The organism is Streptomyces sp. NPDC033845 (genome assembly GCF_055576225.1).
Genome location: NZ_JBVIRI010000020.1, coordinates 72633 through 92594 on the forward strand (window position 1 = coordinate 72633; position 19962 = coordinate 92594).

The window sequence follows — 19962 nt, forward strand, 5'->3', positions numbered from 1 at the left end:
GGTAAGCCTTACCTTACCTGATTCGGTCCGAATCCCCCAGGCCTTGGCCGGAACTCGTCGGTTACCCTCGGGAAAAGCCCAGACCAAGTCCGGACCAACCCCAGAACAAGCCCGGATCAAGCCCACCCAGGAGGACCGAGTGCAGGACACGGCTCCGGATACGGCTTCGGATCCAGATCCGGACGCGGCGGCTCCAGACCCGGCCCCGGGCGGGACCGGCGGCGGGCTGCCCCGCCAGAAGGTGGTGCGCCACTCGGTCCGCGGCCAGGTCCTCGACGCGCTCCGCACCGCCCTGGTGGCCGGGGAACTGGTCCCCGGCCAGATCTACTCCGGTCCGGCCCTGGCCGAGCGCTTCGGGGTCTCCGCCACCCCGGTCCGGGAGGCGATGCAGCAGCTGGCCCTGGAAGGGGCCGTGGAATGCCTGCCCAACCGGGGCTTCCGGGTCATCGGCCGGACCGCCCGCGAGCTGGCCGAGCTGGCCGAGGTACGGGCCCTGCTGGAGGTCCCGGTGATGCTCCGGCTGGCCCGTACCGTGCCGTCCGAGGAGTGGGAGGCGCTACGCCCGGCCGCCGCCGCCACCGGCGAGGCCGCCGCCTCGGGCGAGCTCCCGCGCTACGCGGAGGCCGACCGCGCCTTCCACCGGGCGGTGCTGGCCCTGTCCGGCAACGAGCAGCTGGTGCTGGTCGCCGACGAGCTCCACCGGCGGTCCCAGTGGCCGCTGCCGGGCGCCGTCCGGGTCCGCCGGGCGGACCTGCTGGCGGACGCGGCCGAGCACGCGGCCCTGCTGGAGGCGCTGGCCGCCGGGGACCTCCCGGTGGCCGAGACCCTGGTCCGCGAGCACTTCGCCGGCGCCCACTGACCCCCGCGCACTCCGCCGGACGGGTGATTTCCCGCAGCCCGCCGGGCGCGGCCGGCCCCCAGGGACTCCCTAGACCGCCGGGGACGGGTGCAGCTGGTCGGCCAGCCAGGTCGGGATGCCGCCGAGCAGGTGGAACAGGCGGCGGGCCTCCGCGCGCAGCCGGGTGGCCTCGGGCTCCGGCTCGGCCTCGGCGAGCGCGGCCAGTGCCGGGGCGGTGCCCACCAGGAAGCCCAGTTCCTCGCGGATCCGCAGGGACTCCGTGAACCCCCGCCGGGCCTCCGCCAGCTCCCCGTCGCGCAGCGCCAGCCCGGCCAGGTGCCGCCAGGTGAAGGACAGCAGCAGGGTGTCGCCGTTCGCCACCGCACCGGCATGGGCCCGCCGGTAGGCGGGCCGGGCGGACTGCGGGGCGTCGGCCAGGTGCTCGGCCACCAGCCCCCGCCGGAAGTCCAGCAGCGGGCGGGTCCGGGAGCCCGGCGAGAGCAGGGCGGCCGCGCGGCCCAGCGCGGACCGCGCCTCGTCGGCCCGGTCCCGTACGCCCAGCACGGTGGCGGCGTACGCCAGCTGGCCGCGTTCGCAGGCCGCCGCGCCCCGGGCGTCGTCGTCCCGGGCGACGGCCTCGGCGGTCCGCAGGGCGTCCTCCGCCTCGGCCCAGCCCTGCCCGGTGAACAGGCAGCGCTCCACCAGCAGCGCGGTCCGCTGGACGGCCGGTCCGGCCGCGGCGGCCGTGTCGGTGTCCTCGACGTGCGGTGTCAGCAGCGCTGCCGCGTCCGTCCAACAGCCGCGCGAGCGCAGCCGCCATATCGCCCGCTGGAGGGGGTCGTCCCCTCCGGTAGTTCCGGCACCCGACATGGCGGTGTCCGCCACATTGCCCTCCCCAAGGAACCGAAGCAGCACGTCATTGAGCCACCGGGCGAAATGACAGTGCGGAACCGTATTGAGCCCTGGGGCGAAATGACAGCACGGATTCGCGTGATCGGCCAAGGGGTCGGGTGAACTCTTTCACAAAGTTCCGACAGCGCATCAGGCGGGTGCGGGGGGCGGGCCGGGCCCGCCCCCGTGCATCGCCTCAGCTCATCCGCAGTGCCAGGAAGAAGTCGAGCTTGTCCTCCAGCCGGGAGAGGTCGCGCGCCGTCAACTGCTCGATCCGCCCGACGCGGTAGCGCAGCGTGTTGACGTGCAGGTGCAGCCGGGTGGCGCAGCGGGTCCAGGAGCCGTCGCAGTCCAGGAAGGCCTCCAGGGTGGGGATCAGCTCCGCCCGGTGGCGCCGGTCGTAGTCGCGCAGCGGGTCCAGCAGCCGGGCGGTGAAGGCCCGCCGGACGTCGTCCGGGACGAACGGCAGCAGCAGCACGTGCGAGGCCAGCTCGTGGTGGCCGGCCGCGCAGACCCGGCCGGGGCGGGCGGCCGCGACCCGGCGGGCGTGCCGGGCCTCCTCCAGCGCCCCGCGCAGGCCCTCCGCGGAGTGCACGGCGGCGCTGACGCCCAGGGTGAGCCGTCCGTCGTCGGCCAGACCGGCGGCGAGGGGCTCCCGTACGGCCGTGAGCAGCGCGTCCGCGTGCAGGGCGCTCTCCGGGCCCTTCTCCTCCGGGTCTGCGGACAGGGCGGGCAGCGGGACCAGGGCGATGGCCTCGTCCCCGGCGTGCGCCACCGCGATCCGGTCGGAGGGCTCCGGGCCGGACACCGAGGGGTCGACCAGGATCTCCTCCAGCAGGGACTGGGCGACCGGGCCGCCGGCGATGTCCCCGCCGTCCCAGTCCACCCGGGCCACCACGACCTGCCAGTGCGGGGCGCTGCCCAGTCCGGGCAGCAGCACCGGGGCCGCCACCCGCAGGCGGGCGGCGATCTCGGCGGGCGCGGCGCCCGTCTGGACCAGCTCCAGGACCTCCTGGGCCAGGCGGCGGCGCACGGTCCGGGCCGCGTCCCGCCGGTCGCGTTCCACGGCGATCAGCTGGGTGACGCCCTGGAGCAGGTCCAGCCGTTCGGCGGGCCAGTCGCCCGCGTCGGCCTCCACGGCCAGCAGCCAGTCCGACAGGACCGTCTCGCGGACGTCCCGGCCGCCGGGGCCGGACGCGCGGTTGACGCCTCTGATCGGGAACAGGGAGTAGGTCATACCCTGGATGGAGATCCGGTGCGGCCCCCGTCGGCCGGTCCGTACGGCGGCCAGGTGCTCGCTGGCCAGGGCCGCGCAGACACCCGGGGCGAGCGGTTCCCCGGCCCCGGCGATCTGCCGGCCGGTGGGGGAGAGCACCCAGGCCCGCAGATCGAGGTCCGTGGTGAGCAGATCCAGTACGACATCCGGTCCGCCGCCCGCCGGGCCCGAGGTCATCAGCCGCCGGTGGCGGTCCACCACGGCCGCCAGGTCGCCGGCCCGCTCGCCGGAGACCTGGCGCACCACGTACTCGGTGATCGTGGCGAATGCAACGTCCTCGTTCACGACGAAGAGCGGGAGCCGGTTTCGCAGACAGGCCGAAACCAGGTCGTCCGGGATGGATCCGAGCTCGGCCTCGCCGGCCGCCAGCCCGGCCACCCCGGCGCTGGCCAGGATTCGTACGAACGGCTCCGAATCGGCCGAATTTCGTCTCCAGGCGAGTCCTGTCAGGACAAGTTCCCCTCCGGAGAGGTATCGGCTGGGATCCCTCAGGTCCGTGGTCATGACCCCGCGGACCGTACGGTCGAGTTCTTCCTCGCCGCCCAGCAGCCGCAGCCCCAGCGCCTCGGTTTCCAGCAGTGCGCGCAGCCGCATGATGTCGCCGCCGATCTGTCTCGATGTTGCCGTTGGAAATCGGGCAGGTCATCGCATCCTGCCTTTCATACGAATCTACAAGACGAGGGAGGTCGCCAGCCAACTCCTTCATGGTTTCGGTGACTGCACCCGGGGGACGCGCGGCTTGTGTACTGACTCCACACCGCGTTAACAGCACGTGAACGACCAGTCGAGGGCCCTTCGGCCTCCTGGCTTGAAGTGAACGACCCGATTAAGAAGAAGAGAGCCGCACATGGACTTCCTTCGCCCCGCCAGCTGGGAGGAGGCGCTCGCCGCTAAGGCCGAGTACCCCACAGCTGTGCCGATTGCGGGTGGCACCGACATCATGGTCGAGATCAATTTCGATCACCGCCGTCCGGAATACCTCCTGGACCTCAACCGCATCGAACTGCTGCGGGAGTGGGAGGTCGGCGAGGAGGTCACCAAGCTGGGCGCCTCCGTCCCGTACACCCAGATCATGGAGAACCTGCGCGGCACGCTGCCGGGTCTCGCGCTCGCCTCGCACACGGTCGCGTCCCCGCAGATCCGCAACCGCGGCGGCGTCGGCGGCAACCTCGGTTGCGCCTCGCCGGCCGGTGACTCCCACCCCGCCCTCCTCGCCGCCGGCGCCGAGGTCGAGGTCGAGTCGGTCCGCGGTTCGCGCCTGATCCCGATCGACGAGTTCTACACCGGCGTCAAGCGCAACGCGCTCGCCGCCGACGAGCTCATCAAGACGGTCCACATCAAGAACGCCACGGGCCCGCAGCAGTACTCCAAGGTCGGCTCCCGCAACGCGATGGTCATCGCGGTGTGCGCCTTCGGCCTCGCCCTGCACCCCGACACCCGGACGGTCCGCACCGGCATCGGGTCGGCCGCGCCGACCCCGATCCGGGCGAAGGCCGCCGAGGAGTTCCTGAACGCCGCGCTCGAAGAGGGCGGCTTCTGGGAGTCCGGCAAGGTCATCACCCCGTCGATCGCCAAGCAGTTCGGTGAGCTCGCCTCCGGCGCGGCCAACCCGATCGACGACGTCCGCGGCACGGCGAAGTACCGCCGCCACGCGGTAGGCATCATGGCTCGCCGCCAGCTCGTCTGGACGTGGGAGCAGTACCGCGGCAGCAACGGCCGCTCGCTTGAAGGGGCTGCGTAACCATGCGCGTCAATTTCACTGTCAACGGCCGTCAGCAGGAAGCGGACGACGTCTGGGAGGGCGAGTCCCTCCTCTACGTGCTGCGTGAGCGCCTCGGCCTGCCGGGTTCGAAGAACGCCTGCGAGCAGGGCGAGTGCGGTTCCTGCACGGTCCGCCTCGACGGCGTGCCGGTCTGTTCCTGTCTGGTCGCGGCCGGTCAGGTCGAGGGCCGCGACGTCGTGACCGTCGAGGGCCTGGCGGACTTCGCCAAGCAGCGCGAGGAGCACGGCCACGGCGGTGCCTGCGGCACCGGCGGCGGCTGCGGCTCCAAGGGCGTCTCCACCGACGAGGCGAAGCGCTGGGCTGCCAAGCCGGGCGACTCGCAGACCGGTGAGGGCGTCGAGCTCTCCGGCATCCAGCAGGCGTTCATCGACGCCGGCGCCGTCCAGTGCGGTTTCTGCACCCCGGGTCTGCTCGTCCAGGCGGACGCGCTCCTGGAGCAGAACTCGGACCCGTCCGACCAGGACATCCGTGAGGCCCTGTCCGGCAACCTCTGCCGCTGCACGGGTTACGAGAAGATCCTCGACGCGGTCCGCCTGGCGGCCGCCCGTCAGGGAGAGGCGGTCTGATCATGGCTCAGAACACCCGCACCGTGGGTACGCCGACGAACGTCACCCAGAAGCACAACAAGGGCGGCATCGGCGAGTCCACGCTCCGCCCCGACGGCACCCTCAAGGTGACCGGCGAGTTCGCCTACTCCTCGGACATGTGGCACGAGGACATGCTGTGGGGCCAGACCCTGCGCAGCACCGTCGCCCACGCCGAGATCGTCTCCATCGACATCTCCGAGGCCCTCGCCATGCCCGGCGTGTACTCGGTGCTGACGTACGACGACCTGCCGGCCGAGATGAAGAACTACGGCCTGGAGATCCAGGACACCCCGGTCCTGGCCAACGGCCGGGTCCGGCACCACGGCGAGCCGGTGGCCCTGGTGGCCGCCGACCACCCGGAGACCGCCCGCCGCGCGGCCGCCAAGATCAAGATCGACTACCGTGAGCTGCCGCTGGTCACCGACGAGGCCTCCGCCCTCGCCGCCGACGCGCCGCTGATCCACGAGGGCCGCGACGACCACCACTCCGGTCACGTCCCGCACCCGAACATCGTGCACCGCCAGCCGATCATCCGCGGCAACGTGGAGGAGGCCCGCAAGCGGGCCGACGTGATCGTCGAGGGCGAGTACACCTTCGGCATGCAGGACCAGGCCTTCCTCGGCCCGGAGTCCGGCCTGGCCGTGCCCTCCGAGGACGGCGGCGTCGACCTGTACGTGGCCACCCAGTGGCTGCACTCGGACCTCCAGCAGATCGCCCCGGTCCTGGGCCTCCCGCCGGAGAAGGTCCGCATGACGCTCTCGGGCGTCGGCGGTGCCTTCGGTGGCCGCGAGGACATCTCGATGCAGATCCACGCCTGCCTGCTGGCGCTCGCCACCAACAAGCCGGTCAAGATCGTCTACAACCGGTTCGAGTCCTTCTTCGGGCACGTGCACCGCCACCCGGCGAAGCTCTGGTACGAGCACGGCGCCACCAAGGACGGCAAGATCACGCACATGAAGTGCAAGATCGTCCTGGACGGCGGCGCCTACGCCTCGGCCTCCCCGGCGGTCGTCGGCAACGCCTCCTCGCTCTCGGTCGGCCCGTACGTCATCGACGACGTGGATATCGAGGCCATCGCCCTCTACACGAACAACCCGCCCTGCGGCGCGATGCGCGGCTTCGGCGCCGTCCAGGCCTGCTTCGCGTACGAGGCCCAGATGGACAAGCTCGCGGCGAAGCTGGGCATGGACCCGGTCGAGTTCCGACAGCTGAACGCCATGGAGATGGGCACCATCATGCCCACCGGCCAGGTCGTGGACTCCCCGGCGCCGGTCGCCGAGCTGCTGCGCCGGGTCAAGGCCCGCCCGCTGCCGCCGGAGCGCCAGTGGGAGACCGCCGGCGAGGGCGCGGACGTCCGCGCGCTGCCCGGCGGCCTCTCCAACACCACCCACGGCGAGGGCGTCGTCCGCGGCGTCGGCTACGCGGTCGGCATCAAGAACGTCGGCTTCTCCGAGGGCTTCGACGACTACTCCACCGCCCGGGTCCGCCTGGAGGTCATCAACGGCGAGGCCGTCGCGATGGTCCACACGGCCATGGCGGAGGTCGGCCAGGGCGGTGTCACCGTGCACGCCCAGATCGCCCGTACCGAGCTGGGCGTCACGCAGGTGACCATCCACCCCGCCGACACGCAGGTCGGCTCCGCCGGTTCCACGTCCGCCTCCCGGCAGACGTACATGACCGGTGGCGCCGTGAAGAACACCTGTGAGAACGTCCGCGAGGCGCTGCTGGAGATGGGCCGCCGCAAGAACGGCTCCTACCACCCGGCCTGGGCGCACGCCGAGCTCCTCCTGGAGGGCGGCAAGGTCGTCACCGACGGCGGCGAGGTCCTCGCGGACATCGCCGACATCCTCGGCGACGAGGCGATCGACCTGGAGCTGGAGTTCCGCCACCGCCCGACGGTCGCCTTCGACCTGAAGACCGGCCAGGGCGACGGCCACGTCCAGTACACCTTCGCCGCGCACCGCGCGGTGGTCGAGGTGGACACCGAGCTCGGCCTGGTCAAGGTCGTCGAGCTGGCCACCGCCCAGGACGTCGGCAAGGCGCTGAACATGCTCTCCGTGGTCGGCCAGATCCAGGGTGGCACCACCCAGGGCCTCGGCGTGGCGATCATGGAGGAGATCATCGTGGACCCGAAGACCGCGAAGGTGCGCAACCCCTCCTTCACGGACTACCTGATCCCGACCATCCTCGACACCCCGACCATCCCGGTCGACGTCCTGGAGCTCGCCGACCCGAACGCCCCCTACGGCCTTCGCGGTCTGGGCGAGGCCCCGACCCTGTCGTCCACCCCGGCCGTCCTCGCGGCGATCCGGCAGGCGACCGGTCTGGAGCTGAACAAGACCCCGATCCGCCCCGAGGCCCTCACCGGCACCCTCTAGGGATCGCAGACTCTCCGGGCGGTGCGACGCGGGAACGTCACACTTCACCGTCGCGCCGCCCGGAGTACGAGAAGTACCGCACCGCTCGCGGTTCTCACCCCCGCAGTACCACGCACCGCCCGCAGTACCGCAGTACCCGCAGTTCACGCAGTAGACATTCGCGTCGCCTCGGGCCGTCACCCCGGGTCGTGCAGCCAACGCACCATCCCAAATCCCGCATCTCCAATCCCCAAGCGGGTGCCCCTTTGAACCTTGGGAGTTAGGCACCATGACCCAGTCGTCAGTGGAGCCCAAGACCAGCGCGGAAGACGCAGCCGAAGGCTCGCGTCCCGAGGCCGGCAAGTCTTGGCTCGACCGTTACTTTCACATCACCCACCGAGGGTCCAAGGTCGGCAACGAAGTTCGTGGCGGTATCACGACCTTCATGGCCATGGCCTACATCCTCCTGCTGAACCCCCTGCTGCTCTCCGGCAAGGACGTCGCCGGCGACACGATGAGCCAGAAGGCCCTGATCACGGCGACCGCCTTCGCCGCGGCCGTGACCACCCTTCTGATGGGCTTCGTCGGCAAGGTCCCGCTGGCCCTCGCCGCCGGCCTCTCCGTCTCCGGTGTGCTCGCCTCCCAGGTGGCCCCGCAGATGACCTGGCCGCAGGCCATGGGCATGTGCGTGGTCTACGGTGTGGTGATCTGTCTCCTGGTGGTCACCGGTCTCCGCGAGATGATCATGAATGCGATCCCCCTCGCGATCAAGCACGCCATCACCATGGGCATCGGCCTCTTCGTCGCCCTGATCGGCTTCTTCAAGGCCGGTTTCGTGGGCAAGGGCCCGGAGTTCGGTCCCCCGGTCCAGCTCGGCGCCGTCGGTGAGCTCTCCGGCTGGCCCGTCCTGCTCTTCTGCGTCACCCTGATCGCCATCTTCATGCTCCAGGCCCGCAAGGTCCCCGGCGCGATCCTGATCGGCATCGTCGGCGGCACGGTCATCGCCGCGATCGTCAACGCCGTCGCGAACATCGACCCGAAGGCCTGGAAGAACGGCCCGCCGGAGCTCTCCGGGTCCGCCGTCTCGCTCCCCGACTTCTCGCTCTTCGGTGACGTCAGCTTCGGTGGCTGGGGCGACGTCGGCTACATGACCGTCGGCATGATCGTCTTCACCCTGGTGCTGGCCGGCTTCTTCGACGCGATGGCCACCATCATCGGCGTCGGCACCGAGGCCAAGCTCGCCGACGACCAGGGCCGGATGCCCGGCCTGTCCAAGGCGCTGTTCATCGACGGTGCCGGCGGTGTCGTCGGCGGTGTCGCGGGCGGCTCCGGCCAGACCGTGTTCGTCGAGTCCGCCACCGGCGTCGGCGAGGGTGCCCGTACCGGTCTCGCCTCCGTGGTCACCGGCCTCTTCTTCGCCGCCTGCCTCTTCTTCACCCCGATCACGCAGATCGTCCCGGGTGAGGTCGCCTCCGCCGCCCTGGTGGTCATCGGCGCGATGATGATGCAGAACGCCCGCCACGTGGACTGGGCCGACAGCGCGACCGCGATCCCGGTCTTCCTGACCGTCGTGATCATGCCCTTCACGTACTCGATCACGGCCGGTGTCGCCGCCGGTGTGATCTCCTACGTCGCCATCAAGATCGCTCAGGGCAAGAGCCGTGAGATCGGTGGCTTCATGTGGGCGCTGACCGGCATCTTCCTGGTCTTCTTCGCGCTCCACCCGATCGAGGGCTGGCTCGGGGTCAGCTGACCCGGGCGGCTTTGAAAGCCGGACAAACCCGCACCTTCCACGTATCCCATACTGGAAGCCCTAACCTCGCCAGGAGGCCGCAATGCTGGACATCGCCGAAGAGCTGAACCGGTGGGTCGAGCAGGGACGTGACTTCGCCGTGGCCACCGTGGTGGCCGTGGGAGGAAGCGCACCGAGGCAGCCCGGGGCGGCCCTCGCCGTGGACGGCGAGGGAACGGCCATCGGCTCGGTTTCCGGCGGATGCGTGGAAGGTGCGGTGTACGAGCTGTGCCAGCAGGCGATCGAGGACGGCGAGACCGTCCTGGAGCGCTTCGGCTACAGCGACGACGATGCTTTCGCCGTGGGCCTGACCTGCGGCGGGATCATCGACATCCTGATCACCCCGGTACTGGCCGGCTCCCCGGAGCGGAAGGTCTTCGAGTCCGCCCTGGCCGCCGCCGCGGCCGGCGAGCCCGCCGCCGTGGCCCGGATAGCGGCCGGCCCGGCCGAGCTGACCGGCCGTGCCGTACTGGTCCGCTCCGAAGGCCCCCACGAGGGCGGTTTCGGCGGACACCCCGAGCTGGACCGCACCATCGCCGAAGAGGCCCGCGCCATGCTGGACGCCGGCCGGACCGGCGTGCTGGAGATCGGCGCCGACGGCCGCCTGTGCGGAGAGCCGCTCAAGGTCCTCGTCGAATCGAGCGTCCCGGCCCCCCGGATGATCGTCTTCGGTGCCATCGACTTCGCCTCCGCCCTGGTGCGGATCGGCAAGTTCCTCGGCTACCACGTCACCCTCTGCGACGCCCGGCCGGTGTTCGCCACCAAGGCCCGCTTCCCCGAGGCCGACGAGATCGTGGTCGACTGGCCGCACCGGTACCTGGAGTCCACCGAGGTGGACGGCCGGACCGTGCTCTGCGTGCTGACCCACGACGCCAAGTTCGACGTGCCGCTCCTCGAACTCGCGCTGAAGCTCCCGGTGGCCTACGTCGGGGCCATGGGCTCCCGCCGCACCCACGAGGACCGCAACAAGCGGCTCCGCGAGGTCGGGGTCACCGAGCTGGAGCTGGCGCGGCTGCGCTCCCCGATCGGCCTGGACCTCGGCGCCCGTTCCCCGGAGGAGACCGCGCTGTCCATCGCCGCCGAGATCGTCGCGAACCGCCGCGGCGGCACCGGCGCCGCCCTGACCGGCGCCCGCATCCCGATCCACCACGACGGCGGCGACGGCCTGGCCGGCCGCATCGGGGTCGTCGCCTGAAGGCAGCCGTGAGCCGGCCGCCGGCCGGACCGCCGGCGCCGAGCCGTGCGGCGCCACTCAGCGGCGCTCCGGCTTCCCGCCGTCCCGGTCCGGCACCGGGCCGCCGCCGTGCCCGAGCCGGACCCGTTCCACGGACAGGCCGAACTCGGTCTCCGGATCGCCGACGGCGTCCATCACCCGGGCCACCAGGTCCCGCATCACCTCGGGATCGCGCCCGACCAGGGCGGTGTGCTGCTGCCCCGAGGTCTCCACGACGAGCGCGTGGTGCGTCGGGGTCAGCAGCGGGCTCAGCCGCCGGGCCGTGATGACGCAGGCGGTCAGCAGCGTCATCGCGAAGAGCGGCCCGCGCAGCCCGGCGTGCTCGCCCATCGACGGGTGGTCCAGCACGGCCAGCACCACCACCCAGAAGAACAGGAAGACGAGGAGCTGCCGCAGCCAGCGCCCGAGGATCGCCCCCCGGCGGGGGACCAGCCGGACGACCCGGGCGCGGGCGATCTGCTGGAGCGGATAGGCCTCCGGGCCCACCCAGAGGATCCGCCGGCTCACCCGGACCTCCACGGTCTCCTGCCGGAGGCGGGGCCAGGCCCGCCGCTCCCCCTCCTCCATCCGGAACGTCCCCCGGTCCCGCCCGTCCGCCCCACGCCCGGTCGCCATCTCGGCCCCGCCCCCCGCCCCTGATCGCGCGTGCCCCCCCGGCCCGCGACGGAGTGTCAGGATCCAGGCCCGGCGGGGCCGCGGGCAAGGGGCCCGGCGGGATCCGGGGTGTGCCGCCTAGATGCTGCGGCCCGCGTACGCGATGCGCAGGGCGGACCGGCCGAACTCCGGGTGCAGGAAGGCCGGGACGGCGGGCGGCCGGTGCAGGTCCTCCTCGCGGTAGCGGCGGCACTCGCGGTGCCAGTTGAGGATGCCGGCCAGCCAGTCCCGGAGCTCCCCGACGTAGGCGTCGAGGCCGGCCCGGGCCTCCCGGTCCAGCTTCCAGTCCTCGTAGAGCACCGGCAGCTGGGTGGCGACGATGTGCTCGAACTCCTCGGTGCGCCGGGTCATCAGCGAGTGGCAGATGCGCAGGGCCTCCGGGTAGCCGATGTCGAAGAAGTTCCGGGTGACCAGGACGTGGTTGTGCACCTCGCCCTCCACCTCGATCTCCTTCTGGTAGGAGAAGATGTCGTTCATCAGGCAGGCGGTGTCCATGGCCGCGTTCTGGAGGGACCGCATCACCCCCGAGGAGTAGATCTCCTCCGGGATGCCGCGGCCCGCGAGCCCCAGCCGGCACAGGTACATGGTGAGTTCGCTGCCGAAGGTGTGCCGGCGCATCTCCGCGTAGTCCACCGGGTCCGGGATCCGGTTGGCGATCGAGTTGTCGACCTCCCACACCCAGCTCTCCAGCATGTTCACCAGGCAGGTGCGGAACTCCTCGCGGTGCTCGGCGGCCATCGGGGCGGTGGTCCGCACCCAGAGGTCGGCCAGCGAGCGCTCCAGCGCGGTCGCAGGGGCGGGCTGCGCGGCGTGGTCCACCGTGAGCAGGGCGATCAGCCGGGCGGTGGTGGCCTTGGCCGCGGCCAGGTTCTTCGGCTGGGCGAAGGCCACCGGGTAGTAGTCGTCCCCGTACGTCCCCCAGGTCAGCCAGCAGGCGTTGAGCAGCAGCTGTTCCGGGGTGGCGTCGGGGTCGATGCCGGCCGAGCACAGCGCGAAGTCGAAGCCGCGCAGCCGCTCCTCGCTCCAGATCGCGGAGGCCGGGTCCCCGGGCTGGGCGTCCAGCAGGCCCATCCGGCGGGCCCAGGCGACCGACTCCTCCCGGGCGTGGCCGTGGTGCGGGCTGAGGCTCAGGGGGAACGGCAGGTGGATCTCGGGGATCACCGAGGGGCCGGTCTTCTCGAACGGTACGTGGGTGAAGGACCGGCGGCGGAGCTCCGCCGCGCGGGGCGCGAACACCGAGCGGACGTCCAGCGCGGTGGTGCCCAGTCCGGCCGGCAGGAACGGCAGGGTGAGCGGGGCGGTGGCGCGGGCCTCCTTGTTCATGTAGCGGCTGGAGACCATGTGCCATTCGTGGCCGCCGGACTGCCAGTCCTGGAGGCCCTTGGTGTAGGCGAGGATCGCGGCGGCCTCGGCCGGGGCGAGCGCGTGGTCGGCGATCAGCTGGGGGATCTCGGTGAGCGCGGTGTGCTCGAACTGCTGGAGCCGGGAGGTCAGCAGGTCGTTGGAGGCCTCGGCGGCCTCCTGGGTGGAGCATTCGAGGAAGGTCTCCAGCACCAGGACGGCGTTGGAGAGCTCGCCCTCGTCGGCGACCTCCCGCTGGTAGGAGAAGATGTCGTTCCTGATGTGTACGGCGTCGGAGAAGGAGTCGCGCAGCACGCCCAGCGGGCGGGAGTGCGCGATCCGGGCCGGGACCTCGGCGGAGACGTACTCGATCAGGCCGGCCGACCAGGGCGCCCCGCCGACCTTGCGGCGCATCTCGATGTATTCGAGCGGGTTGGCGATCCGCCCGATGTTGATGTTGGCGAGCTCCCACATGGACTCGTTGAGGAGGTTGCGGGTGCTCTCGGAGAACCGTTCCCGCCAGTCCAGGGACATGGCCGGCACGGTCCGGGCCCACAGGTCGGCCAGTCCCGCCTCGACCGGGTTGGTGGCCTCGGGGAACCCGTCCGCCAGGTCCATGGGCATGAAGGCGGCGAGCCGCTCCAGGTAGTCCCGGGCGCCCTCCCGGTCCTGGGAGCGTTTGAACATCTCCAGGAAGTGGTCGTCGAAGAAGAACACCCACACGTACCAGTCGGTGACCAGGTCCAGGGCGTCGCCGTCGCAGTCGGGGTGGGTGTAGGAGCAGAGCAGGGCGTAGTCGTGCGCGTCGAGGTCGCTCTCGTCCCAGACGCCCGATCCCTCCAGCATCCCGAGCTCGCGGGCCCACGCCTTGGTGTGGATCCGGGCGGGCTCCAGGTGGGGGTTCAGTCGTGCCGGATAGGGCACGTAGAAATCCGGCAATTGGAACGGCTGCGTCACGGTGGGCCGGGCCTTTCTGCTGTCGGTGCGGGGGCCCGGTCGGCGGGCCCCCGCATGAGATCAGCAGGGCACTACCCCCGATTCCCTTGCGGTAAGGGGGAGTTCACTTCTTCAGGTGATGGTCGGGCGGTTTCCCGGCGGGCTGCGGCGCGGCCGGATAAGGCGGCGGCCGGGCCGGGTGCGGGAGTGGCTGGATTAGGGTGGGCGGGACAGCGCGGCCCCTCGCGCACCCCGCACCCGTACCTGAAGGAGCAGCCGTGAGCGAGCCGGCGTCCATCGCCCTGCAGCAGCAGATCGCCCGGGAACTGGAGGTCGCCGAGACCTTCGACGCCGCGCTGGAGATCGAGCGCCGGGTGGCCTTCCTCGCCGAGCGGATCACCTCGGCCGGGCTGCGGTCGCTGGTGCTGGGGATCAGCGGGGGAGTGGACTCCACCACCGCCGGCCGGCTGTGCCAGCTGGCCGTGGAGCGGGTCCGGGAGGCCGGCGGGCAGGCCGAGTTCCTCGCGATGCGGCTGCCGTACGGGATCCAGGCCGACGAGCACGACGCGCAGCTGGCGCTGTCCTTCATCCGGGCGGACCGGGTGCTGACGGTGGACGTCCGGCCCGCCAGCGACGCGGCGCTGGAGGCGGCGCTGGCCGCCGGTGTGACCTTCAAGGACGCCCACCACCAGGACTTCGTGCAGGGCAACATCAAGGCCCGGCAGCGCATGATCGCCCAGTACGCGGTGGCCGGGGCGGCCGACGGGCTGGTGGTCGGCACCGACCACGCGGCCGAGGCGGTCTCCGGGTTCTTCACCAAGTTCGGTGACGGGGCCGCCGACCTGGTGCCGCTCACCGGGCTGACCAAGCGCCGGGTGCGCGCGGTGGCGGACGCCCTGGGGGCGCCGGCCGAGCTGGTCTGGAAGGTGCCGACCGCCGACCTGGAGACCCTGGACCCGGGCAAGGCCGACGAGGACGCGCTGGGCGTCACCTACGACGACATCGACGACTTCCTGGAGGGCAAGCCGGTGGACGCGCGGGCCTTCGAGACCATCGCCCGCCGCTACCGGGCCACCGCCCACAAGCGGCAGCTGCCGATCGCCCCGTAGCACCCCGGCCGCGCCCGGCCCGGCGGTTCAGGCCAGCGGGGTGCGGTGGAGGGAGATCAGCAGCCGCCACACCTGGCCGGCGATCCGGTCCGGGCCGCCCTCCACCAGCCCGTGCAGCCAGTCGGCCAGCAGTCCGGCGAAGGCGGCGGCCACCGCCGAGCCGACCAGCTCGGGTTCCGGGGCGCCGGCCAGCCGGCGTTCGGTGACGCTGCGTTCCCGCAGGTCGCGGTGGAGGACCAGGCCGAGCGGTCCGCCGCCGCCGGGGGGCAGCAGCTCCCGGTAGAGCCCGGCGTGCGGGGCGAGCCCCTCGAAGAACGCGGTGAGCGCGGCGGGCGGGGCCGCCGGGTCGGGCAGGCCGCGCCAGGCGTGCAGGGCGTCCACCGCCTCCCGGACGACTTCGGCGCAGGCGTCCACGGCCAGGGCCTCCAGCCCGGGGTAGTGGACGTAGAAGGTGGCCCGGCCGACTCCCGCCCGGCGGGCCAGGGCCGCCACCGAGACCGACGCCAGGGGCCGTTCGGCGCATTCCGCGAGCAGGGCCCGGCGCAGCGCCTCCCGGGTCCGGGCCGTCCGCGGGTCCTCGGGTCCGGGCGGCCGCGGTGCCGGGGCCGTCACCGGCCGGCCGCCAGCACCGCCGCCAGGGCCAGTGCCCCGGGCAGGGCCTGGGCGAGCAGGATCCGGCGGTTGGCGGTGATCCCGCCGTACACCCCGGCGACCACCACGCAGCCCAGGAAGAAGATCCGCACCCGGTAGCCGGTGGGGTCGTCGGCGATCAGGCCCCAGAGCAGGCCGGCCGCGAGGAAACCGTTGTAGAGGCCCTGGTTGGCGGCGAGCGGCGCGGTGGCCTTCGCCATCCCCGCGTCGAACCCGGAGAGGGACCGGCCCGGGGCGCGCTCCCACAGGAACATCTCCAGCACCAGGATGTAGACGTGCAGCGCGGCCACCAGGCCGACCAGGATCTGTGCGGCGGTGTGCATGGGGGCACCCTCGTCTCAGGGAAGATGGACAGGTGTTCAGAATAGCTGGACACCTGTCCAGGAAGTCAACCGGCGGGACCCGGCACCCGGCCCGGATGGGCCGCCCGCCACGCCTCGATCGACCGGTCCCACTCGTCCCCGGCCAGCGCCGTCAGCGAGGCCGGGAACAGCCCGTCCTCCTCCTTGGCGATGTGCCGGTGCAGTTCCGCGACCGCCTCCCGCAGCTCCGCCGCGTCCGCCGGATCCGCCGGGTCCACCCGCTCCAGGAACGCCGCCAGCTCCCGGTGCTCGGCGACCAGCGCCGCGATGTACTCCGCGTACTCCGGGTCCCCGCCCATCACCAGGAACAGCCCGTCCTCCTCCCCCCGCCAGTGGGACAGCAGCTCGGACCGCATCCGGTCCACGAAAACGCGGGCCCCGGCCGGATCGCTCCGGTCCAGGGCCCGCAGGGCATCGCCCGCCGCATCGGTCACCGCCTCGTGCTCGGCGATGAACTCCCTGATCAGCGGGATCTGGCGGCATCCGCAGTAGTGGCACATGCCGCCAGTGTGGAGCCGCTAGTCCGCCTCGCCCTCCAGGCGGCCCTCCGTGTCCAGATAGACCTGCCGCAGGGACTCCAGCACCTGTGGGTCCGGCTTCTCCCACAGGCCGCGGGACTCCGCCTCCAGCAGCCGCTCCGCGATGCCGTGCAGCGCCCACGGGTTGGCCTCGCGCAGGAAGGCCTGGTTCTCCGGGTCCAGCACGTACGTCTCGGTCAGCTTGTCGTACATCCAGTCCGCGACCACGCCCGTGGTGGCGTCGTAGCCGAACAGGTAGTCCACCGTCGCCGCCAGCTCGAAGGCGCCCTTGTAGCCGTGGCGGCGCATCGCCTCGATCCACTTCGGGTTGACCACCCGGGCCCGGAACACCCGCGAGGTCTCCTCGACCAGGGTCCGGGTGCGGACCGTCTCCGGCCGGGTGGAGTCCCCGATGTACGCCTCCGGGGCGGTGCCCCGCAGCGCCCGCACCGTCGCCACCATGCCGCCGTGGTACTGGAAGTAGTCGTCGGAGTCCGCGATGTCGTGCTCACGGGTGTCGGTGTTCTTCGCCGCCACCGTGATCCGCTTGTACGCCGTCTCCATCTCCGCGCGGGCCGACCGGCCGTCCAGCCCGCGGCCGTACGCGTACCCGCCCCACACCGTGTACACCTCGGCGAGGTCGGCGTCGGTCCGCCAGTCCCGGCTGTCGATCAGCTGCAGGATGCCCGCCCCGTAGGTCCCCGGCCGGGAGCCGAAGATCCGGGTGGTGGCCCGCCGCTCGTCCCCGTGCTCGGCCAGATCGGCCTGGGCGTGCGCCCGGACGAAGTTGTCCTCGGCCGGCTCCTCCAGCGAGGCCGCCAGCCGCACCGCGTCGTCCAGCAGCCCGATCACGTGCGGGAACGCGTCCCGGAAGAAGCCCGAGATGCGCAGGGTCACGTCGATGCGGGGCCGGCCCAGCTCGTCGAGCGGGATCGGCTCCAGACCGGTCACCCGGCGGGAGGCCTCGTCCCACACCGGGCGGACGCCCAGCAGGGCCATCGCCTCGGCGATGTCGTCGCCCGCCGTGCGCATCGCGCTGGTCCCCCACAGGGACAGCCCGACCGAGGCCGGCCAGTCGCCGTTGTCGGTGCGGTAGCGGGTCAGCAGCGACTCGGCGAGCGCCTGGCCGGTCTCCCAGGCCAGCCGCGAGGGCACCGCCTTGGGGTCCACCGAATAGAAGTTGCGGCCCGTCGGCAGCACGTTGACCAGCCCGCGCAGCGGCGAACCGGACGGCCCGGCCGGCACGAAACCGCCGTTCAGGGCGTGCACCGCATGCGTCAGCTCGTCGGTGGTCGCGGCCAGCCGCGGCACCACCTCACGGGCCGCGAACTCCAGCACGTCCGCGACCGCCGACCCGTGCCCCTCGGCGACACCGGCCACCGCGGCCGGGTCCCAGCCGGCGTCCTCCATCGCCTGGACCAGCTCCCGGGCCCGCTCCTCCGCCGCGTCCGCGGTGGTGCGGGTGGCCGCCGACTCGTCCAGGCCGAGCGCCTCGCGCAGACCCGGCAGGGCCGTGGCCCCGCCCCAGATCTGACGGGCCCGCAGGATCGCCAGCACCAGGTTCACCCGCTCCGGACCGGCCGGGGCACCGCCCAGCACATGCAGGCCGTCCCGGATCTGCGCGTCCTTGACCTCGCACAGCCAGCCGTCGACGTGCAGCAGGAAGTCGTCGAACCCGTCGTCGTCCGGGCGCTCCTCCAGCCCCAGGTCGTGGTGCAGCTTCGCCGCCTGGATCAGCGTCCAGATCTGCGCCCGGATCGCCGGCAGCTTCGCCGGGTCCATCGAGGAGATCTGCGCGTACTCGTCGAGGTGCTGCTCCAGCCGCGCGATGTCCCCGTACGAGTCGGCCCGCGCCATCGGCGGCACCAGGTGGTCCACCAGGGTGGCGTGCACCCGGCGCTTGGCCTGGGTGCCCTCGCCCGGGTCGTTCACCAGGAACGGGTACACCAGCGGCAGGTCGCCGAGCGCCGCGTCCGGGGCGCAGGACGCCGACAGGCCGGCGTTCTTGCCGGGCAGCCACTCCAGGTTGCCGTGCTTGCCCAGGTGGATCATCGCGTCGGCGCCGAAACCGGCGTCCTCGGCGGAGGCCTGGATCCACCGGTAGGCGGCCAGGTAGTGGTGCGAGGGCGGCAGGTCCGGGTCGTGGTAGATCGCGATCGGGTTCTCCCCGAAGCCGCGCGGCGGCTGGATCAGGATCAGCAGGTTCCCGCGGCGCAGCGCCGCCAGCACGATGTCCCCGTCCGGGTCGCCGCCGTCACCCACCCGGGACCGGTCCAGGAACATCTCGCCCGGCGCCGGACCCCAGTGCCGCTCCACGCCCTCGCGGAGGTCGGCGGGCAGCCGCCCGTACCAGCGGCGGTAGTCCGCGGCCGGGATCCGGACCGGGTTGCGGGCCAGCTGCTCCTCGGTCAGCCACTCCTGGTCGTGGCCGCCGGCCTCGATCAGGGCGCGGATCAGCTCGTCGCCGTCGCCCGACACCAGGCCGGGGATCTCCTCGGCGGGGCCGAAGTCGTAGCCCTCCTCGATCAGCCGGCGCAGCAGGGCCACCGCCGAGGCCGGGGTGTCCAGACCGACCGCGTTGCCGATCCGGGAGTGCTTCGTCGGGTAGGCCGACAGCACCAGGGCGATCTTCTTCTCGGCGTTCGGGGTGTGCCGCAGCCGGGCGTGCCGGACGGCGGTCCCGGCCACCCGGGCGGCCCGCTCGGGGTCCGCGACATAGGCGGGCAGCCCGTCCGCGTCGATCTCCTTGAAGGAGAACGGCACCGTGATCAGCCGGCCGTCGAACTCCGGCACCGCGACCTGCCCGGCGGAGTCCAGCGGGGTCAGGCCCTCGTCGCTCTCCTCCCAGGCGGCCCGGGAGGAGGTCAGGCACAGCGCCTGGAGGATCGGCACGTCGAGCGCGGCGAGCGCCCCCGCGTCCCAGGACTCGTCGTCCCCGCCCGCCGAGGCCTCGGCCGGGCGGGTGCCGCCGGCCGCCAGCACCGTGGTCACGATGGCGTCGGCGCCTTCGAGCTCCCGCAGCAGCTCCGGCTCGGGGGTGCGCAGCGAGGACACGAACAGCGGGATCGGCGTGCCGCCGGCCTCCACCACCGCGTCGCACAGGGCGTGCACGAAGGCCGTGTTGCCGCTCATCTGGTGGGCGCGGTAGTAGAGCACCGCGATCTTCGGACCGTACGGGCGGACCGGGTTCCGCTCCAGGTGCCCCCAGGTCGGGGCGGTGGCCGGCGGCTCGAAGCCGTGACCGGTGAGCAGCACGGTGTCGGAGAGGAACCGGGCCAGCTGCTCCAGGTTGGCGGGGCCGCCGTGCGCCAGATAGGCGTGCGCCTCGGCGGCGATGCCGATCGGCACCGTCGAGGCTTCCATCAGCTGGGCGTCCGGGGCCTGTTCACCGGTCAGCACGACCACCGGACGGCTCTGGCCGGCGGCCAGCAGCAGGTCCAGGCCGTCCTGCCAGGCGCGCAGCCCGCCGAGCAGCCGGACCACGACCAGCTCGACGCCGTCGAGCAGCGCGGGCAGATCGTCGAGGGGGAGCCGGGAGGGGTTCGCGAACCGGTACGGGACCGGTCCGTCCGCGGCGGCACGGGCGCTGAGCAGATCGGTGTCGGAGGTCGACAACAGCAGGATCATGCGGCG

General features: G+C 72.4%; 15 protein-coding genes. 7 read left to right on the plus strand and 8 right to left on the minus strand.

The window, feature by feature from the left end; all coding sequences use genetic code 11:
• Positions 1 to 43 precede the first annotated feature (43 nt).
• The gene (locus tag ACZ50K_RS30820; RefSeq protein ID WP_468909040.1) at positions 44 to 859 is read left to right on the plus strand and encodes a GntR family transcriptional regulator; all 816 of its coding nucleotides are present in this window, start codon (positions 44 to 46) and stop codon (positions 857 to 859) included.
• 69 nt (positions 860 to 928) lie between these two features.
• Here the strand turns inward: ACZ50K_RS30820 and ACZ50K_RS30825 are convergent, their stop codons facing one another.
• Both ACZ50K_RS30825 and ACZ50K_RS30830 read right to left on the minus strand, forming a co-directional pair.
• The gene (locus tag ACZ50K_RS30825; RefSeq protein ID WP_468909043.1) at positions 929 to 1723 is read right to left on the minus strand and encodes a hypothetical protein; all 795 of its coding nucleotides are present in this window, start codon (positions 1721 to 1723) and stop codon (positions 929 to 931) included.
• A 202-nt stretch (positions 1724 to 1925) separates the two neighbouring features.
• Positions 1926 to 3599, minus strand: coding sequence for a PucR family transcriptional regulator (locus ACZ50K_RS30830; protein WP_468909045.1), 1674 nt, complete (start codon positions 3597 to 3599; stop codon positions 1926 to 1928).
• Positions 3600 to 3852: 253 nt separating this feature from the next.
• Here ACZ50K_RS30830 and ACZ50K_RS30835 point away from each other — a divergent pair, with 253 nt between their 5' ends.
• The 5 genes from ACZ50K_RS30835 (at position 3853) to ACZ50K_RS30855 (ending at position 10719) form a co-directional block, all read left to right on the plus strand.
• Positions 3853 to 4746 (plus strand): FAD binding domain-containing protein, encoded by an 894-nt coding sequence (locus ACZ50K_RS30835; protein ID WP_468909048.1) that lies wholly within the window; start codon positions 3853 to 3855, stop codon positions 4744 to 4746.
• A 2-nt stretch (positions 4747 to 4748) separates the two neighbouring features.
• Positions 4749 to 5354: a (2Fe-2S)-binding protein gene (locus ACZ50K_RS30840; RefSeq protein WP_468909050.1), complete on the plus strand. Its 606-nt coding sequence runs from the start codon at positions 4749 to 4751 to the stop codon at positions 5352 to 5354.
• A gap of 2 nt (positions 5355 to 5356) precedes the next feature.
• Positions 5357 to 7753, plus strand: a complete 2397-nt coding sequence (gene pucD / locus ACZ50K_RS30845) for a xanthine dehydrogenase subunit D (protein WP_468909053.1) — start codon at positions 5357 to 5359, stop codon at positions 7751 to 7753.
• Between the two features lie 268 nt (positions 7754 to 8021).
• Positions 8022 to 9485 (plus strand): NCS2 family permease, encoded by a 1464-nt coding sequence (locus tag ACZ50K_RS30850; protein ID WP_468909055.1) that lies wholly within the window; start codon positions 8022 to 8024, stop codon positions 9483 to 9485.
• Positions 9486 to 9567: 82 nt separating this feature from the next.
• Positions 9568 to 10719, plus strand: a complete 1152-nt coding sequence (locus tag ACZ50K_RS30855; RefSeq protein ID WP_468909058.1) for an XdhC family protein — start codon at positions 9568 to 9570, stop codon at positions 10717 to 10719.
• A 57-nt stretch (positions 10720 to 10776) separates the two neighbouring features.
• Here ACZ50K_RS30855 and ACZ50K_RS30860 read toward each other — a convergent pair whose 3' ends face one another.
• Positions 10777 to 11373 carry a DUF6232 family protein gene (locus tag ACZ50K_RS30860; protein WP_468909061.1) on the minus strand — a complete coding sequence of 199 codons (597 nt, stop codon included), beginning with the start codon at positions 11371 to 11373 and terminating at the stop codon, positions 10777 to 10779.
• Positions 11374 to 11490: 117 nt separating this feature from the next.
• Positions 11491 to 13710, minus strand: a complete 2220-nt coding sequence (locus tag ACZ50K_RS30865; RefSeq protein WP_468909062.1) for a terpene synthase family protein — start codon at positions 13708 to 13710, stop codon at positions 11491 to 11493.
• 257 nt (positions 13711 to 13967) lie between these two features.
• Here ACZ50K_RS30865 and nadE point away from each other — a divergent pair, with 257 nt between their 5' ends.
• Entirely contained in the window at positions 13968 to 14798 is an 831-nt protein-coding gene (gene nadE / locus ACZ50K_RS30870; protein ID WP_468909064.1) for an ammonia-dependent NAD(+) synthetase, read from the plus strand.
• Positions 14799 to 14825: 27 nt separating this feature from the next.
• Here nadE and ACZ50K_RS30875 read toward each other — a convergent pair whose 3' ends face one another.
• From ACZ50K_RS30875 to cobN, 4 genes are all read right to left on the minus strand, one after another.
• A complete protein-coding gene (locus ACZ50K_RS30875; protein WP_468909066.1) occupies positions 14826 to 15410 on the minus strand; it encodes a TetR/AcrR family transcriptional regulator in 585 nt (194 codons plus the stop codon).
• Positions 15407 to 15772, minus strand: a complete 366-nt coding sequence (locus ACZ50K_RS30880) for a DUF1304 domain-containing protein (protein ID WP_468909068.1) — start codon at positions 15770 to 15772, stop codon at positions 15407 to 15409. The genes ACZ50K_RS30875 and ACZ50K_RS30880 overlap by 4 nt, the downstream gene beginning before the upstream one ends.
• A 65-nt stretch (positions 15773 to 15837) precedes the next feature.
• A complete protein-coding gene (locus ACZ50K_RS30885) occupies positions 15838 to 16311 on the minus strand; it encodes a hemerythrin domain-containing protein (RefSeq protein ID WP_468909071.1) in 474 nt (157 codons plus the stop codon).
• An 18-nt stretch (positions 16312 to 16329) separates the two neighbouring features.
• The gene (gene cobN / locus ACZ50K_RS30890; RefSeq protein WP_468909073.1) at positions 16330 to 19956 is read right to left on the minus strand and encodes a cobaltochelatase subunit CobN; all 3627 of its coding nucleotides are present in this window, start codon (positions 19954 to 19956) and stop codon (positions 16330 to 16332) included.
• Positions 19957 to 19962 lie beyond the last annotated feature (6 nt).

Coding starts and splice junctions, on each gene's coding strand:
- ACZ50K_RS30830 (WP_468909045.1), bottom strand. CDS start 3,599: ATGCGGCTGCGCGCACTGCTGGAAACCGAGGCGCTGGGGCTGCGGCTG.
- ACZ50K_RS30835 (WP_468909048.1), top strand. CDS start 3,853: ATGGACTTCCTTCGCCCCGCCAGCTGGGAGGAGGCGCTCGCCGCTAAG.
- ACZ50K_RS30840 (WP_468909050.1), top strand. CDS start 4,749: ATGCGCGTCAATTTCACTGTCAACGGCCGTCAGCAGGAAGCGGACGAC.
- pucD (WP_468909053.1), top strand. CDS start 5,357: ATGGCTCAGAACACCCGCACCGTGGGTACGCCGACGAACGTCACCCAG.
- ACZ50K_RS30850 (WP_468909055.1), top strand. CDS start 8,022: ATGACCCAGTCGTCAGTGGAGCCCAAGACCAGCGCGGAAGACGCAGCC.
- ACZ50K_RS30855 (WP_468909058.1), top strand. CDS start 9,568: ATGCTGGACATCGCCGAAGAGCTGAACCGGTGGGTCGAGCAGGGACGT.
- ACZ50K_RS30860 (WP_468909061.1), bottom strand. CDS start 11,373: ATGGCGACCGGGCGTGGGGCGGACGGGCGGGACCGGGGGACGTTCCGG.
- ACZ50K_RS30880 (WP_468909068.1), bottom strand. CDS start 15,772: ATGCACACCGCCGCACAGATCCTGGTCGGCCTGGTGGCCGCGCTGCAC.
- ACZ50K_RS30885 (WP_468909071.1), bottom strand. CDS start 16,311: ATGTGCCACTACTGCGGATGCCGCCAGATCCCGCTGATCAGGGAGTTC.
- cobN (WP_468909073.1), bottom strand. CDS start 19,956: ATGATCCTGCTGTTGTCGACCTCCGACACCGATCTGCTCAGCGCCCGT.